This window comes from Streptomyces milbemycinicus (assembly GCF_002154605.1).
GTDB classification, from domain to species: Bacteria; Actinomycetota; Actinomycetes; order Streptomycetales; family Streptomycetaceae; genus Streptomyces; species Streptomyces milbemycinicus.
In genome coordinates this window covers 1-16,755 of record NZ_MUNE01000081.1, presented here as the reverse complement: position 1 = coordinate 16,755, position 16,755 = coordinate 1, and the positions used below count along the sequence as shown (strand labels likewise).

Below are 16,755 nucleotides of genomic sequence, written 5' to 3'. Positions count from 1 at the left end.
GCTGCCGGGGTGGGTGGGGGCGCGTTGGTGATGGCCGCGCTGTGGCTGTGTCTGGCGCGCGGGCCGCTGAAGGTGCGGGGCGGTGGGTCGGCCGGGCGGCTGGCCGGGCTGCTCCGCGTCGGCTGGCTCATCGCGTACGCCCTCTGCGGCGACTGGCTGCACTGGCTGCTGGACGGGGCCCGGACCGGCGCGTGGCGGCCTTACGGCGCCGCGCCCGCCGGCCGGCCCGTCGCAGAGGCGGTTGTCGTCCTCGCCCTCGCCGTCGCGCCCGCCGCGTGGTGTGCGCACTGGTTCGCCCGGCGGGCGCGCCGGAGGCTGGCGGGCAGCCGGGGGCTCGCGGAGTTCGCGGCGGGGGTTCGGCCGCTGCTCGCGGGCACAGTGGCGCTGTTCCTCTGCGCCCTGCCGCCCCTGGTGCTCGCGGTCCGGCTCGCTGTCCGGTTCGCGTTGCCGCTGCCCGGCCGCCCGCCTGAGGCCATCCCGACAGCCGCCGCGTTGGACGCGGCCGTGGTGGCCGTGTGCGTCCTGCTGTTCGTCGCCCGGCTGCTCGCCGTCCACGGCTTCCGCCGGGCCGCCGCCACCGGCACCGCCGTGGCCTGTGCGGCCGAGGCGGCGGCGCTGGGCGGGGCCGTGGTCGGCCGGCTGCCCGGCGGCGGGGCGTTCGCCGAGGCGGTGACCAAGGGCTCGGCGGTCTGCGGACCCGTCAGCGTCCCAGCCACGGTCTGCGGCGTCACCGCCCTCGCGCTGCTGGCGTACGCGTTCGCCGCGCTCTCCCGCGCCTCGGCCCACACCCCGGGCGCCCCGTACGCCCCATATCTCACCGCTTCTCACGACCCTCTCCGCCCCACCACCACAAGGAGCACACGACATGAGCGACGACATGACCGACCCACAGCCCCAGGAGCGTGACCGATGAGAGTCCTGCTGCTCGGCTCCGGGGGATATCTCGGCCGCTACGTCGCCGAACACCTGCTCGCCGACCCTGCCGTCCAGCTCACCGCGCTCGGCCGCGGCGACGACGCCGATGTGCGGTTCGACCTGTCCACCGGCAGCCCCGGCGCGCTGACCCGCTTCCTGAACGCCGTCCACCCCGGAGTGGTGATCAACTGCGCGGGCGCGACCCGTGGCGGGGCGCGCGAGCTGACCCGGCACAACACCGTGGCCGTGGCGACGATCTGCGAGTCGCTGCGGCGCAGCGGCTGCGGCGCCCGGCTGGTCCAGGTCGGCTGCTCGTCGGAGTACGGGCCGTCGCAGCCCGGTTCGTCGACGGCGGAGGACGCTGTGCCGCGCCCCGGCGGGCCGTACGGGGTGAGCAAGCTGGCCGCGACCGAGCTGGTGCTGGGGTCGGGCCTGGACGCGGTGGTGCTGCGGGTCTTCTCGCCGGTCGGGCCCGGCACCCCGGCCGGGTCGCCGCTGGGCCGGCTGGCCGAGGCGATGCGCCGGGCCATGCAGGCCGGGGACGGTGAGCTGAAGTTGAGCGGCCTCGGGGTGCAGCGCGACTTCGTGGACGTACGGGACGTGGCGCGGGCGGTGCACGCGGCCTCGCTCTCGGCCGCGCAGGGGGTCGTCAACATCGGCAGCGGGCGGGCCGTCCGGATGCGCGACGCGGCGGCCGTGCTCGCCCGGGTGGCGGGCTACGGCGGCACGCTGCACGAGATCGACGGCTCGCCGGGGCGCGGGCCGCTGCACCACGCGGCCCCGGGCGGCCCGGCCGGGGCCCAGGTCGAGCATGTGGCCGGTGGGGCGGGCTATCCGTATCCGGATGGCTGCGGCAGCTGGCAGCAGGCGGATGTGCGCACCGCGCGCGACCGGCTCGGCTGGCGCTCCAGGATCGCGCTGGAGGAGTCGCTGGCCGATATCTGGATGGAGGCGGCGTGCCGGATCTGAGGGCCGTCGGGAAGGCCGGGCCGACGGTCGGCGGCGGTGCTGCCCGGGTGGTGGGACGGATTCGTCTCGCGGACCGGACCACCCGTCTCGGAATGAGATGGGCCATGGCAGTGTTACCAGAAGAACAACCCTGCTCCCACCCACTACGGAGTCCCCGTGTCGCTGCCACCCCTGGTCGAGCCGGCCGCCGAGCTCACCGTCGACGAGGTCCGCAGGTACTCACGCCATCTGATCATCCCTGATGTGGGGATGGACGGGCAGAAGCGGCTGAAGAACGCCAAGGTGCTGTGTGTGGGCGCGGGCGGTCTCGGCTCGCCCGCGCTCATGTACCTCGCCGCGGCCGGTGTCGGCACCCTCGGCATCGTGGAGTTCGACGAGGTAGACGAGTCCAACCTGCAGCGTCAGATCATCCACAGCCAGGCGGACATCGGCCGCTCCAAGGCGGAGTCCGCGCGCGACTCGGTGCTCGGCATCAACCCGTATGTGAACGTTGTGCTGCACGAGGAGCGCCTCGAGGCCGACAACGTGATGGAGATCTTCTCCCAGTACGACCTGATCGTGGACGGCACGGACAACTTCGCCACCCGCTATCTGGTCAACGACGCGTGCGTGCTGCTGAACAAGCCGTACGTATGGGGGTCGATCTACCGCTTCGACGGCCAGGCGTCGGTCTTCTGGTCCGAGCACGGCCCCTGCTACCGCTGCCTGTACCCGGAGCCCCCGCCGCCCGGTATGGTCCCCTCCTGCGCCGAGGGCGGTGTGCTCGGCGTGCTGTGCGCCTCCATCGGCTCGATCCAGGTCACCGAGGCCATCAAGGTGCTCACCGGCACCGGTGAGCCGCTGGTCGGCCGTCTGATGATCTACGACGCCCTGGAGATGACCTACCGCCAGGTCAAGGTCCGCAAGGACCCCGACTGCGCGGTCTGCGGTGAGAACCCCACCGTCACCGAGCTGATCGACTACGAGGCCTTCTGCGGCGTCGTGTCGGAGGAGGCCCAGGAGGCGGCGGCCGGTTCGACGATCACTCCCAAGCAGCTCAAGGAGTGGATCGACGAGGGTGAGAACATCGACATCATCGACGTCCGCGAGCCGAACGAGTACGAGATCGTCTCGATCCCCGGCGCCCGGCTGATCCCGAAGAACGAGTTCCTGATGGGCAACGCCTTGCAGGACCTTCCGCAGGACAAGAAGATCGTCTTGCATTGCAAGACGGGTGTCCGATCGGCGGAAGTCCTGGCCGTCCTGAAGTCCGCGGGCTTCTCCGACGCGGTCCATGTGGGCGGCGGCGTCATCGGCTGGGTCCACCAGATCGAGCCCGAGAAGCCCGTCTACTGACGCGGCCGTAAGAGGCGCCGTAGAGGCGCGAAGGGCCCCGCACCGTCTCTCGACGGTGCGGGGCCCCTTCGTGTGTAGAAGGGTTACGAGCAGACCTTGCCGTCCGCCGGCACCTTCCCGTTCAGCAGGTAGTCGTCCACGACCTCCGTCGTGCACTTGCTGCCGCCGTTGTACGCGCCGTGGCCCTCACCCTTGTTGGTGAGCTCCACCCCGACGCCCTCGCCCAGCCCCTTGGCCATCTTCCGCGCGCCCTCGTACGGCGTGGCCGGGTCACCGGTGTTGCCGACGACCAGGATCGGCGCCGAGCCCGGGGCGCTGACCTCGGGGTGGTCGGTCTTGCCCGCCACCGGCCAGTCCTGGCACGAGAGCATGCCCCAGGCCAGGAACTCGCCGAAGACCGGGGACGCCTTGCGGTACTCGGGCAGTTTCGCCTTCACATCGGCGACCGTGTAGCGCTGCTTGTCGTCCACGCAGTTGATCGCGACGTTGGCGGGCCCCTGGTTGCTGTAATGGCCCTTCTCGTCGCGCCCGGCCAGGGAGTCCGACATCAGGAGCAGTATGTTGCCCTGCTTGGCCTGCAGGGCCTCGGTCAGCCCCATCGTCAGGTACTGCCAGCTGTCCTTGCTGTACAGCGCGGCGGCGATGCCGCCCACGGCCTGGTCCTGGGTGAGCTCGCGGCCGCTCCTGGTGGGCAGCGGGTTCTTGTCGAGCCGCTTCAGCAGCGAGATGATCGTCTTCTCGGCCTTGTCGGGGTCGCTGCCGAGCGGGCAGGTCAGACCCTTGGTGGCGCAGTCCTTGAGGTAGTTGTCCAGGGCGAGCTGGAAGCCCTTCGCCTGGCCGAAGTTGCCCCGCTCGGGGTCCTCGGTCGGGTCGACGACGGCGTCGAGGACGGCACGTCCCACGTTCTTGGGGTAGAGGTGGGCGTAGACGCCGCCCAGTTCGGTGCCGTAGGAGATGCCGAAGTAGTGCAGCTTCTTGTCGCCGAGCACCTGCCGCATCAGGTCCATGTCGCGGGCGGCGCTGACGGTGTCCACATGGGGGAGCACCTTGGCGGAGTTCTTCTCGCACGCGTCGACGTACTTCTTCTGCTCCGCCGTCGCCGCCGCGATCTCGGCGGCGTCGTCCGGCGAGCCGTCCACGGCGTCGGACGCGTCGGCTTCCTTGTCGCTCAGGCACTTCACGCCCGCGCTCTCCCCGACCCCGCGCGGGTCGAAGCTGACCAGGTCGTAGCGGGCGCGCAGCCGCTGGTAGTCCGCGCCGAAGCCGGGGAGGGTGGAGACGCCGGAGCCGCCGGGGCCGCCGAAGTTGAAGATGAGCGAGCCGATCCGCTTGCTCGGGTTGGTGGCTTCGGAACGGATCAGGGCGAGGTCGATCGTCTCGCCGTCCGGTTTGGCGTAGTCCAGCGGAACGCGCATGGTCGAGCATTGCCATTCGCTGCCCGGGGCATCGCCGGCGCCCTGGAGGGTGGTGGGCGCCGGGCAGGACTTCCAGCTGAGCTTCTGTTCGGTGAGGGAGTTGGGCAGGCCGGAGGCCGACGGCGCCTCGGACGCCTTGTCCTTGCCGCCCTTGCCATTCTTGGAGCCGCCGTCGTCGTTGCAACCCGCGACGGCGGTGAGTGCGACCACGACGGCCGCGGAGACCAGCGCCCTGGCCCGTATGGTGCGTATGGAACTCGACATAGCCGAGGATCCTATGAGCACCGTATGACCTGGAAGGTTCAGGTCTCTTCTCAGTTCGGTCACAGATTACGGAACGTAAGGGCGCCTGCTCACCGCAGGCCCCACTGGACGAATCTAGCCGCAGACCTTTCCGCTCGGCGGCACCTTGCCCCGCAGCAGATAGTCGTTGACCGTACGGCGCACACAGGCGTTGCCGCTGTCGTACGCGCCATGCCCCTCGCCCCGGTACGTCAGCTCCACGCCGACGCCCGGGCCCAGTTCCTCCACCATCTTCCGGGCGCCCGCGTACGGGGTGGCCGGGTCACCGGTGTTGCCGACGACCAGGATCGGCGCGGCGCCCGGGGCGCTGACGTCCGGGGTGCGCCAGGCGCCGTGCACCGGCCAGTCGGTGCACTGGGTGAGGCTCCAGGCCAGGTACGAGCCGAAGACCGGGGACGCCTTGCGGAACTCGGGCAGTTTCGCCTCGATGTCGTGGACCGTGTAGCGCTGTTTGAAGTCGGCACAGGAGATGGCGGTGAGGGAGGACTGGAGGGTGCTGTAGTGGCCGTCCGGGTTGCGGCCGTTCATGGCGTCGCCGAGGGCCAGGAGGATTTTGCCGTCGCCCTTTTGGGCGTCCGCGATGCCCTGGGTGAGGTACTGCCAGAAGTCCTGCGAGTACAGGGATTGCGCGATGCCCCCGTTGGCCAGGGCCTCGGTCAGCTTGCGGTTGCCGATGCCGGGCACCGGGCGCCGGTCGAGCCTCTTCAGCAGCGCGCGGATCTCCGTCTGGGTGGGGCAGCTGTAGCCGTTGCCACTGGCGTCGCACGCCTTCATGTAGTCGTTCAGCGCCAGCTGAAAGCCCTTCGCCTGGCCGAGGGAGCCCTGTGCGGGGTCCTGCGCCGGGTCGACGACGCCGTCGAAGAGCGCGCGCCCCACCTTCTTGGGGAACAGGTGGGCGTAGACGCCGCCCAGTTCGGTGCCATAGGAGACGCCGAAGTAGTGGAGCTTGTCGTCGCCCAGGACGCTGCGCATGAGATCCATGTCACGGGCGGCGTTGGCGGTGCCGACATACGGAAGCACTTTCCCGGAGTTCTTCTCACAGGCCGCGGCGTACCGCTTGACGCGGCCTACAAGGGACTTCACTTCAGCGGAGTCGTCCGGGGTCGAGTCGGCCGTGTAGAAGGCGTCGAGCTGCCTGTTTCCCAGGCATCTCACCCCGCTGCTGCGGCCGACTCCGCGCGGATCGAAGCTGACCAGGTCATAGCGGGTGCGCAGCTCCTTGTAGCCGTTCGCGAGGGCGGGCAGCGTCGCGACGCCGGAGCCGCCGGGGCCGCCGAAGTTGAAGATGAGCGAGCCGATCCGCTTGCTCGGCTGGGTGGCCTTGGCGCGGATCAGGGCGATGCCGATGGTGTCCCCGTGCGGCTTGCCGTAGTCCAGCGGGACGTGGAGCGTCGCGCACTCCCACTGCTTGCCGGGGGCCTTGGTCGCCCCGTCCTCGCTGTCGTCGGGGGCGGGGCAGGTGGACCACTTCAGCTTCTGGTGAGCCGAGGTGTCCGGCCGCCCGCCACCGTTTCCACCGCAGCCGACGGCGGCGGTCAGCAGCAGGGCGACGGCGGCCGACGCACCGGCGCGTACGGATCGGGACACGGCGGCTCTCCGGGAGTGGGGGCGTGCTGCCATCCTCGGGCCTGCGCGGGTTTGGCGCGCGCTGTGCGGGCGTACGGGTGAGGCGTATGGGTGGGACGTACGGGTGGGACGTACGGGTGAGGCCCCTACAGGGCCTCTTTGCGGGTGAGGTGGGTGAAGGCCAGCCAGCCCGGCAGCACCGGCAGCCAGAAGACCATCAGCCGGAACAGCAGCACCGCGGGCGCGGCCGTCTCGTACGGCAGCCCGGCCAGTGTCAGACCCGCGATCAGCGCCGCCTCGACGGCTCCCACGCCGCCCGGGGTGGGCGCCGCCGACCCCAGGGCGTTGCCTGCGAGGAAGACCACCGCGATGCTCGCGTAGCTCATGTCGCCGCCGAACGCCCGGATCGAGGAGTCGAGGCACAGCACGTTGGCCGCCGTCAGCAGGAGCATCCCGCCGATGCCGGTGAGCAGCTTCTTGGGCCGCTGCAGAACGTCCAGCATGCGCGGGACGACGCCCGCGAACAGGGATCGCACCCGCGTGGACACGAACTTCCGCAGCACGGGGATCGCGGCCACCACGAGCGCGAGCACCGCGGCCGTCAGCAGCCCGGCGATCACCGTGCGGGACGGCGAGAGGGTCGGGGTGCGCTCGGTCCCGGTGATATAGCCGAAGGTCAGCAGCAGCAGGATATGGCTGGCGAGGCCGAACAGCTGGGACGCGCCGACGCTGGCCACCGCCAGTCCGGGGCGTACCCCCTGGCGCTGCAGGAAGCGGGCGTTGAGCGCGACCCCGCCGACCGCGGCGGGGGCGACCAGCTTGACGAACGACGCGGCGACCTGCGCCAGCACGGTGCGCCCGAACGGCACCTTCTCCGGTACGAAGCCCAGCAGGCTCAGCGCCGCCGCGACGTACGTCAGCGCCGAGAACAGCAGCGCGGCCACCACCCAGATCCAGTTGGCCTCGCCGACCACCGTGCCCAGCTTGATGTGGGTGAACTGGGACAGCAGGAAGTACGCGGCGAAGGCGCCCGCGCAGAAGCTGACCAGCGTGCGCGGCTTGATGCGTTCCAGCCGCACCGGCTCTATCGGCGCCTGCGGCCTGATCAGCAGTACCTGCTGACGGATCTGGGAGAGCAGATCCTCCTCCCGGGCCCCCTCCAGGGCCTCGTCGATCGCCCGCTTCTCCGCCTGCTTCTCGGCCTTGAGCACCTTGCGGTCGACCGCGGCCGCAGCCGCTGTTGGCCGATGCCTGGCCTTCTCCGCGGTCTCGTCCGCCGCCTCGGACTGCTGAGCCGCCTCCCCGGCTTCCGCGGCCTCTTTGGCGGCCTTGGCCTCCCGGGCTTCCTTGGCGGCGCGCGAGGCCTCCAGGACGGCTTCCCGCTGCCGCTGCGCGCGCTCGCGCGCCAGCTGGCGCAGCGTCGCGCGGGTGCTGCGGTTGAGGGCGAGGGGCTGGAGCAGCGGGAGGCTGTCGGCGACCGCGTCCGGGCCGAGGACCCGGGCCGCGGCGGCGACGGACCGCTCCGCGCCGACCCGCAGCCCGAGCGTGGTCAGCAGCTGCGCGACGTCCATCCGCAGCACCACGTCGCCGGCCGCGATCTCACCGCCGCGCAGATCGGTCAGCACGACCTTGCCGGAACGGTCCACCAGCAGCGCGTCGCCGTCGAGACGGCGGTGGGCGATACGGCGGGACTGGAGCGCCTGGACCTGCTGCCAGGCCTCGGCCAGCAACTCGTCGGTGATCGCCTCGTCGGGCAGCGCGTTGAGCGGGCGGCCCCCGAGGTGTTCGTAGACGAGCATCACGGCGTCCGGGCCGAGCTCGGAGGTGGCGATCAGCTTCGGTGCGTTGGCGCCGGCCGCGATGGCCGCGTACGACAGCAGCGCCTCCTGTTCCAGGGCCTGGCGCAGCGACTGGAGGCTGCGCGGCGGGGTGATGGTGCGCAGCGTCAGCCGCTGCCAGACGCGGTAGAAGAAGCCCTGGGCCTGCTGTTCGCGGTCCACGACGGTGACGTCCAGGGGCGGGCCGTCCTCGAGGGTGACCAGATAGCGGCGGCCGCGATCGCCGGTGTGGCCCGCCTGGCCGGTCCGGGCGGTCTGGTCGCCGTGGCTGTCGTCCGCGGAGTCGGAGTCGTCGTATCGCAGCGCGCTGACCGGCGCGAAGCCGACGCGGCGCAGCCCGGCGAGCAGATGCTGTCCGGTGGGCCGTACGTTCGGTGAGCCGACGGCGTACAGCGTGCCGTAGGCCACGGTCCAGCCGATCAGCACGGTGATGATGATCGAGAACGGTGTGGTGTAGCCGCCCACCAGCACCGCGAAGGCGTCGAGCAGCAGCACGAACCACATGGCCACCCGCCAGCGCGGGCGGCGGGCCATGCCGACGGCCGTCATATAGGCGATGACGGGTGCCAGATAGCCGTGTACGGGGTCGCTGAGGGTGCCGCCGGGCGCCGTCTGGGTCAGCGCCTCCCGGATCGATCCGGGGGCGCCACGGGCCACCCACAGGTCGGTGGCCAGGGACACGCCATGGGCGAGGACGGCGGCCAGCACGCCATCGGCGATCCGCAGCCCGTCGCGTTTGATCAGCCGCTCGATGGCGAACGCCATCGGGAGCAGCAGCACCGCGACACTGGCCGCCAGGCCCGCGAAGTCGATCAGCAGCGTCGGCGCCTGGTCGGCGCCGTGGCCGATGTCCTTCTCCAGGCCGGCGGTGGTGCCGTGCGCGAAGGCCGCGATGGCCAGCACGGTGCCGATGCCCAGGATGCCGAGCAGCAGCCGCAGCAGGTCGAAGGGGCGGTGGACGCGGGCGGGGAGCAGCGGCTCGTCGCCGGACACCCGGTCGACGTGCGGGTGGGGGTCGTCGCAGTCGGGAGACTCGGGCGAATCCGCAGAACCGGAGGAACCAGGGGTGACAGGGGACGGATCAGGGGTGACGGCGGACGGCTCCGGCTCTTTGGCGCGGGGCAGCGCCTTGGGGGCGCGGGCCTCCCCTTCAGGAGGCTGCGCACCCTGCTGCTCGGCCGTTTCTTCTTGATCTCGTATCACCAGTCACCGCCCGGAAGATGGTGGCATGCCCGGGCTGGGGAGGTGGGCATCAGGGTGCATTTCGGGGGCGTGAAATTCGGATCGTACGTCGTGTATGGGATCGGTGCACCCCCGGTGAGGGGATCGGGGGAGGGCCCTGTGGAGGGCCGGCCGGGCTGTCGGTGGGATGCGGCAGGATGTGCCGGATGAGCCGGATTCCCGATCACAGCGGTGAGCGCGCCGAGGGCGAGCGGACGGGGGCCGCGCATGAGCTGCCCGAGTACGCGGAGCGAGTGCTGGAGGTCGCCGAGCTGATTCCGCCCGGCCGGGTGATGACGTATGGCGATGTTGCCGAATGGCTGGGCGAAGGCGGTCCGCGGCAGGTGGGCCGCGTCATGGCGCTCTACGGGGGCGCTGTGCCCTGGTGGCGCGTGGTGCGCGCGGACGGCGTGCTGTTGTCCGGCCATGAGCTGCGGGCGCTGGACCACTACCGGGAGGAGGGCACGCCGCTGCGCGAGGCGGCGCGCTCGGCCGAGGGCCATCTGCCGCGGCTCGACCTGGCCCGGGCCCGCTGGGACGGCGAAGACGGCGAAGACGGCGAAGACGGCGGTGAGGGCGAGGCCGGCGAGGCCGGAGGGGACGGTGGGGCTGGTGGGGAAGCTGCCGACTGACGACGGGCCGCGCGCCCGCCGGTTCCCCGGCCGGCCGGAGCCATGCCTGAGCGCCGCGGCGCGCCCGCGGCCGTATCCACAGCCATTCGGGTGACGCCCCGCGTCACATGAGAGGCTGTGCCGCACCCAGCACACCCACCAGGACCGGCGATCCACGTGAGCTCCTCCTCCTCGTCCCTTCCGCGCCAGCGGCAGGCTCGACAGCCGTCCTCGCGGCAGCCGTCCCCGGGTACGTACCGGCTGGTCCGCACCCGGCCGGACCCGGTGGCTCCGCCTGCCCCGGACGCACGGCAGCGGGCCGTGGTCGACCACCCGGGCGGGCCGCTACTGGTGCTCGCGGGTCCGGGCACGGGTAAGACGACGACACTCGTGGAGGCGGTGACCGAGCGGGTGCGGGGCGGTGCGGACCCCGAGCGGATCCTCGTGCTCACCTTCAGCCGCAAGGCGGCGGTCGAGCTGCGCGATCGGATGGCGGCGCGCCTGGGGGGCGCCCGCGGCCCGCAGGCCACGACCTTCCACTCCTTCTGTTATGCCCTGGTCCGTGCACACCAGGACATGGACATTTTCGCCGATCCGGTGCGTTTGCTGTCGGGCCCCGAGCAGGACGTCGTCGTCCGTGACCTGCTGGCCGGGCAGGCGGAGCTGGAGCGTGAGGGGCGCGCCGCGGTCCGCTGGCCGGACGAGCTGCGTGCCTGCCTGACCACCCGCGGCTTCGCCGACGAGGTACGCGCGGTGCTCGCGCGCAGCCGGGAACTGGGGCTCGACCCCCGCGCACTGGGGGACTTCGCGGCGCGCCAGGGCCGGCCGGACTGGCGGGCGGCGGCGGCCTTCCTCGCGGAGTACCTGGACGTGCTGGACGCCCAGGGGGTGCTGGACTACGCGGAGCTGGTGCACCGGGCGGTGCTGCTCGCCGAGCGGTCCGACACGGCGGCGGACCTGGCGGCGCGCTACGACGCCGTCTTCGTCGACGAGTACCAGGACACGGACGTGGCCCAGCTGCGGCTGCTGCGCGCGCTGGCGGGCGGCGGCAGGACGCTGGTCGCCTTCGGCGACCCGGACCAGTCGATCTACGCCTTCCGCGGCGCCGACGTGGGCGGCATCCTCGAATTCCCGTACAGCTTCCCGCGCCGGGACGGCAGACCGGCGCCCGTCCAGGTCCTGACCACCTCCCGCCGCTCCGGCGCCACGCTCCTCGCGGCCACCCGCCTGCTCACCCACCGGATGCCGCTCACCCGCCTTCCGGCGGACTCGGTGCGCGCCCACCGGGAGCTGTCGGCCGTCCGCGGCGGCGGGCGGGTCGAGGCGTACACCTACCCGACGGCGGGCTCCGAGCTCGACAACATCGCCGACATCCTGCGCCGCGCCCACCTGGAGGACGGCGTTCCGTGGCGTGAGATGGCCGTGCTGGTGCGCGCGGGAGGCCGTTCGCTCCCCGGCGTGCGCCGCGCGCTGACCTCGGCGGGCGTGCCCGTGGAGGTCGACGGCGACGACATCCCCCTGCGCCATGAGCCCGCGGTGGCCCCCCTCCTGACCGCCCTGCGCGCCGCCGCGACGGCCGCGCTGCGGGAGCCTGCGGGACGGGGTGCGCCCATGGCGGCTCGCGGCCAGGCGCCCGCCGAGCCCGCCGAGCCCGCCGGGCTCGCCGAGGCGCTGGGCGTGGCTTCCCCCGCCCCGGGCGCGGCCGAGGCTGCCGACGCGGCCGGTGCCGCACGGGGCCCCACGCCTGGCGACCTCGGGCTGGACGCCGCTGTGGCCGACGCCGCCCCGGCCGCCAACCCCGTGCCGGTCGGTGATTCCCCCGCGCCGGGCGGGGCCCACGTGGCCGGGGCGGCCGACGCGGCCGGACCCGACGCGGGCGCGGGGGCGCCGCCCGGTGGGCGCCCAGGGGCCGCGGGCGGCGCCGGCGGCGCCGCCGCGCTCGACGTCGAGACCGCGCTGACCCTGCTCGCCTCGCCTCTCGGGGGCATGGACGCCGCCGATCTGCGGCGGTTGGGCCGGGCGTTGCGGGAGGAGGAGCGGGCGGCGGGGCGGGCCGTGCCGCGCCCCTCCGACGTACTGCTCGCCGAAGCGCTCGCCGAGCCCGAGCGCCTGGTCGCGCACGACCCGGCGTACGCGCGCGGTGCGCAGCGCCTCGGCCTGCTGCTGCGCAAGGCGCGTGAACTGCTCGCGGGCGGCGGCACGGCGGAGCAGGCGCTGTGGGAGCTGTGGGACGGCACGTCCTGGCCGCAGCGGCTGGAGCGGGCCGCCCACCGCGGCGGGGCCGCCGGGCGTAACGCGGACCGCGACCTGGACGCGGTGTGCGCGCTGTTCGAGACCGCCGCGCGCGCGGAGGAGCGCGTCGGCGGCCGGGGCGCGCTCAACTTCCTCGACGAGATCGACGCGCAGGACATCGCGGCCGACACCCTCTCGCGCCGCTTGGTCAGCCCTGACGCCGTACGGCTGATGACCGCGCACCGCTCCAAGGGGCTCGAGTGGCGGCTCGTCGTGGTGGCGGGGGTGCAGGAGGGGCTGTGGCCCGATCTGCGGCGCCGTGGCTCGCTGCTGGAGGCGGACCGGATCGGCCGGGACGGGCTGGCCGAGCCGCTGTCCCCGGGGGCGCTGCTGGCCGAGGAACGGCGGCTGTTCTACGTCGCGGCGACGCGGGCCGCGGAGCGGCTGGTGGTCACGGCCGTCAAGGCCGCCGCGGACGACGGGGATCAGCCTTCCCGCTTCCTGGCCGAGCTGGGCGTCGAGCCGGTGGATGTCACCCAGCGCCCGCGCCGCCCGCTGTCGGTGGCGGCGCTGGTCGCCGAGTTGCGCGCCACCACCGTCGACCCGGCGGCCTCCGAAGCCCTGCGGGACGCCGCCGCGCGGCGCCTGGCGCGGCTCGCGGCGCTGCGCGACGACGACGGCCAGCCGCTCGTTCCGGCGGCGCACCCGTACCGCTGGTGGGGCCTGTACGAGCCGACGCACAGCGCGGTCCCGCTGCGCGACCGGGACCGCCCTGTGGCGCTCTCCGGGAGCGCGCTCGACCAACTCGTCAACACCTGCTCGCTGCAGTGGTTCCTGGGGCGGGAGGTGAAGGCCGATACGCCGTCGACGGCCGCCCAGGGCTTCGGCAACGTCGTCCACGTGCTGGCCGACGAGGTGGCCTCCGGCCGTACCCCGGCCGATCTCGCGGTCCTTATGGAGCGGCTGGACTCCGTATGGGACGCCCTGTCCTTCGACGCGCCCTGGAAGTCGCGGCAGGAGAAGGAGCACGCGCGAGCCGCGCTCGAACGCTTTCTGCGCTGGCATGTGATGGAGCGCGGCGGCCGTGCCCCGGTGGCCACCGAGCACGAATTCGACGTCACCTTGGAGGCGGACGCCTACCAGGTGCGGATCCGCGGCAGCATGGACCGGGTCGAGGCGGACGAGGAAGGCCGCGCCTATGTCGTCGACTTCAAGACCGGCAAGCAGGCGGTGACGCGGGACGCCGTCGCCCACCACCCCCAGCTGGCCGTGTACCAGCTCGCGGTGCGCGAGGGCGCGGTGGACGGCCTCTTCGCGGACGGTCACCCCGAGCCGGGCGGCGCGGAGCTCGTACAGCTGCGCCAGGGCGCCGCCCGCAAGGAGGGCGGGGACGCCGTCCCCAAGGTGCAGGCGCAGGAGCCGCCGCGGGGAGAGTGGGTGGGCGAGCTGTTGGCCACGGCGGCCGGGCGCGTACTCGACGAGCGCTTCTCCCCGAGCGCGGGCGAGCACTGCAACCGCTGTTCGTTCCGCGGGGCGTGCAGCGCGCGGGCGGAGGGGCGGCACGTCGTGGAGTGAGCGAGCGATGTGGCGTTCGTAACACCGGCGCCGGCCGGGGGCCGCCAGGGACCGGCGCCGACCTCGGTGTTGACGCCAGTGTTGACGGCGGTGTCAGCGGGCCCCGATAGCCTCACTGGAATGTCCACCCGCATCACCGACCCCGAGCAGCTCAAGGAGCTCCTCGGCATTCCGTTCACCCCGGAGCAGATCGCGTGCATCACCGCGCCGCCCTCCCCGCAGGTGATCGTGGCCGGAGCGGGCTCGGGCAAGACCACGGTGATGGCGGCGCGGGTGGTGTGGCTGGTGGGCACCGGCCAGGTCGCCCCGGAGCAGGTGCTCGGCCTCACCTTCACCAACAAGGCGGCCGGGGAGCTGTCCGAGCGGGTGCGGAAGGCGCTGGTCAAGGCGGGGGTGACAGACCCCGACCCGGTGCCGCCGCCGGCCGGAGCGCAGGCCCCGGAGGCCGCGCAGGCCCCTGAGACCGCCGCGGGCGAGCCGAACATCTCCACGTACCACGCCTTCGCCGGGCAGCTGCTCAAGGAGCACGGCCTGCGCATCGGCCTGGAGCCGGGCGCCCGGCTGCTCGCCGACGCCACCCGCTTCCAGCTCGCCGCGCGCGTGCTGCGCACCGCCCCCGGTCCGTTCCCGGCGCTCATCCGCCCCTTCGCCGACCTGGTCACCGATCTGCTCGCGCTCGACGCCGAACTGGCTGAGCACCTGATCTCCGCCGAGCGGCTGCGCGCGTACGACGGCGAGCTGCTGCACACCCTCGACGGGGTGAAGCTGACCAACGCCGAGCTGCGCAAGGTGCCCGAGGCCGCCCACGCCCGCCTGGAACTCCTGGGCCTCGTCGAGGCGTACCGCGCCGACAAGCGCGGCCGCGATCTGCTCGACTTCGGCGACCAGATCGCGCTCTCCGCCACCTTGGCCCGCACCCGCCCGGAGGTCGGCCGGATTCTGCGCGAGCAGTTCGCGGTGGTCCTCCTCGACGAGTACCAGGACACCTCGGTCGCCCAGCGGCTGCTGCTCTCCGGCCTCTTCGGCGGTGGCACGGGCCATGCGGTCACCGCCGTCGGCGACCCCTGCCAGGCCATCTACGGCTGGCGCGGCGCCTCCGTGGCCAACCTCGACGACTTCCCCGAGCACTTCCCGCACGCGGACGGCAGCCCGGCGCGCCGCTTCGCGCTCAGCGAGAACCGGCGCAGCGGCGGCCGCCTTCTGGACCTCGCCAACGGGCTCGCCGCGCCCCTGCGCGCCATGCACGAGGGCGTCGAGGCGCTGCGCCCCGCCCCTGGGGCGGAGCGGGACGGCATGGTGCGCTGTGCGCTGCTGCCCACCCACGCCGAGGAGCTGGCCTGGCTCGCCGACTCCATCGCCCACCTGGTGCGCACCGGCACCCCACCCGGCGAGATCGCGGTGCTGTGCCGTACGGCCGGCGACTTCGCCCGGATCCAGGGCGCGCTGGTGGAGCGGGAGGTCCCGGTGGAGGTCGTCGGCCTCTCCGGGCTGCTGCACCTCCCGGAGGTCGCCGACCTGGTCGCCGTCTGCGAGGTGCTGCAGGACCCGGGCGCCAACGCCGCCCTGGTGCGGCTGCTGACCGGCCCGCGCTGGCGGATCGGCGCCCGCGACCTGGCGCTGCTCGGCCGCCGCGCCCGCGCCCTCGTACGGTACGAGGCGGGCGGGCCGGACGATGACGAGGACCCCGACCGGCGTCTCGCCGAGGCCGTCGAGGGCGTCGACCCGGCCGAGGTCGTCTCGCTCGCCGACGCCCTGGACACCTTCCTCACCCCCGACGGCCCGGATGACGGGCTGCCGTTCTCGGCCGAGGCCCGGGTCCGCTTCGCCCGCCTCGCCGCCGAACTGCGCGAGCTGCGCCGCTCGCTGGCCGACCCGCTCATGGACGTGCTCCACCGGGTGCTGGCCACCACCGGGCTGGAGGTCGAGCTGTCCGCCTCGCCGCAGGCCCTGGCCGCCCGCCGCCGGGAGACGCTCGGCAATTTCCTCGACGTCGCGGCGGGCTTCGCGGCCCTGGACGGCGAGGCCACATTGCTGGCGTTCCTCGGCTTTCTGCGCACTGCCGCGCAGTACGAGAAGGGGCTCGACAACTCACTCCCCGGCGGGGAGAACACGGTCAAGGTGCTCACCGCGCACAAGTCCAAGGGGCTGGAGTGGGACGTGGTGGCGGTGCCGGGCCTGGTCGACAAGCAGTTCCCCAGCGATCAGGCCCGCGAGTCCTGGACGGCGAACGCACGGGTTCTGCCGCACGCGCTGCGCGGCGACGCGGAGACGCTTCCGGACGTCGCCGCCTGGAACGCCAAGGGGCTGACCGCCTTCAAGGAGTCCATGAAGGCGCATCAGAGGACCGAGGAACTGCGGCTCGGCTATGTGACCTTCACCCGCCCCCGCTCCCTGCTGCTCGGCTCCGGCCACTGGTGGGGGCCCACACAGAAGAAGCCGCGCGGCCCTTCGGCCTTTCTGGAGGCTCTGCGCGAGCACTGTGAGGCGGGCCACGGCGAGGTCGAGGCGTGGGCGCCGCCCCCGGAGGAGGACGAGGAGAATCCGGCGCTCAAGGCCGCGGCCGCCGACCGCGCCTGGCCGCTGCCCCTTGACCCGCAGGGCCTGGCCCGCCGCCGCCACGCCGCGGACGTGGTCCTCGCCCACCTGGACCGGCTCGCGGCGGCGGACAGCGAGCCGCTGGTGGCGGACCGCCCGTCGGCACACGACACGCAGCACCCGTCGACGGGCGAGCCCTTGTCCGGCCCGCCCGACGACGCGTACGACGACGCGTACGAC

9 protein-coding genes are annotated in these 16,755 nt (G+C 73.2%); 6 read left to right on the top strand and 3 right to left on the bottom strand.

The annotated features are described in order from the left end of the window. The 3 genes from CCN51_RS07585 to moeZ form a co-directional block, all read left to right on the top strand. Positions 1 to 906 (top strand): hypothetical protein (locus CCN51_RS07585; protein ID WP_086859388.1); only part of this gene is annotated, 906 nt, incomplete at its 5' end. 3 nt (positions 907 to 909) lie between these two features. Then, complete coding sequence (locus CCN51_RS07580) at positions 910 to 1,884, top strand: NAD-dependent epimerase/dehydratase (RefSeq protein ID WP_014176647.1); 975 nt, start codon at positions 910 to 912, stop codon at positions 1,882 to 1,884. A 156-nt stretch (positions 1,885 to 2,040) separates the two neighbouring features. Continuing rightward, on the top strand, positions 2,041 to 3,219 hold the full coding sequence (gene moeZ, locus CCN51_RS07575) for an adenylyltransferase/sulfurtransferase MoeZ (protein ID WP_014176646.1): 1,179 nt from the start codon (positions 2,041 to 2,043) through the stop codon (positions 3,217 to 3,219). Between the two features lie 83 nt (positions 3,220 to 3,302). Here moeZ and CCN51_RS07570 read toward each other — a convergent pair whose 3' ends face one another. The 3 genes from CCN51_RS07570 to CCN51_RS07560 all read right to left on the bottom strand — a co-directional run bounded on the left by CCN51_RS07570 (position 3,303) and on the right by CCN51_RS07560 (position 9,544). Further along, a complete protein-coding gene (locus CCN51_RS07570) occupies positions 3,303 to 4,898 on the bottom strand; it encodes an alpha/beta hydrolase (protein ID WP_014176645.1) in 1,596 nt (531 codons plus the stop codon). Positions 4,899 to 5,012: 114 nt separating this feature from the next. Beyond that, positions 5,013 to 6,557, bottom strand: a complete 1,545-nt coding sequence (locus tag CCN51_RS07565; RefSeq protein ID WP_078610461.1) for an alpha/beta hydrolase — start codon at positions 6,555 to 6,557, stop codon at positions 5,013 to 5,015. Between the two features lie 92 nt (positions 6,558 to 6,649). Beyond that, positions 6,650 to 9,544, bottom strand: a complete 2,895-nt coding sequence (locus CCN51_RS07560; protein ID WP_043486852.1) for a lysylphosphatidylglycerol synthase transmembrane domain-containing protein — start codon at positions 9,542 to 9,544, stop codon at positions 6,650 to 6,652. Positions 9,545 to 9,729: 185 nt separating this feature from the next. Between CCN51_RS07560 and CCN51_RS07555 the strand changes: the two genes are divergently transcribed. From CCN51_RS07555 to CCN51_RS07545, 3 genes are all read left to right on the top strand, one after another. Further along, positions 9,730 to 10,194, top strand: coding sequence for an MGMT family protein (locus CCN51_RS07555; RefSeq protein WP_014176642.1), 465 nt, complete (start codon positions 9,730 to 9,732; stop codon positions 10,192 to 10,194). 156 nt (positions 10,195 to 10,350) lie between these two features. After that, positions 10,351 to 13,980: an ATP-dependent helicase gene (locus CCN51_RS07550; protein ID WP_086859387.1), complete on the top strand. Its 3,630-nt coding sequence runs from the start codon at positions 10,351 to 10,353 to the stop codon at positions 13,978 to 13,980. Between the two features lie 120 nt (positions 13,981 to 14,100). After that, positions 14,101 to 16,755: ATP-dependent helicase (locus CCN51_RS07545; protein ID WP_107425935.1), on the top strand; the 2,655-nt coding region annotated here is incomplete at its 3' end.

Excerpts from the sequence above, each read along its gene's own strand:
- CCN51_RS07565 (WP_078610461.1), bottom strand. The coding sequence starts at position 6,557 with ATGGCAGCACGCCCCCACTCCCGGAGAGCCGCCGTGTCCCGATCCGTA.
- CCN51_RS07570 (WP_014176645.1), bottom strand. The coding sequence starts at position 4,898 with ATGTCGAGTTCCATACGCACCATACGGGCCAGGGCGCTGGTCTCCGCG.
- CCN51_RS07580 (WP_014176647.1), top strand. The coding sequence starts at position 910 with ATGAGAGTCCTGCTGCTCGGCTCCGGGGGATATCTCGGCCGCTACGTC.
- CCN51_RS07555 (WP_014176642.1), top strand. The coding sequence starts at position 9,730 with ATGAGCCGGATTCCCGATCACAGCGGTGAGCGCGCCGAGGGCGAGCGG.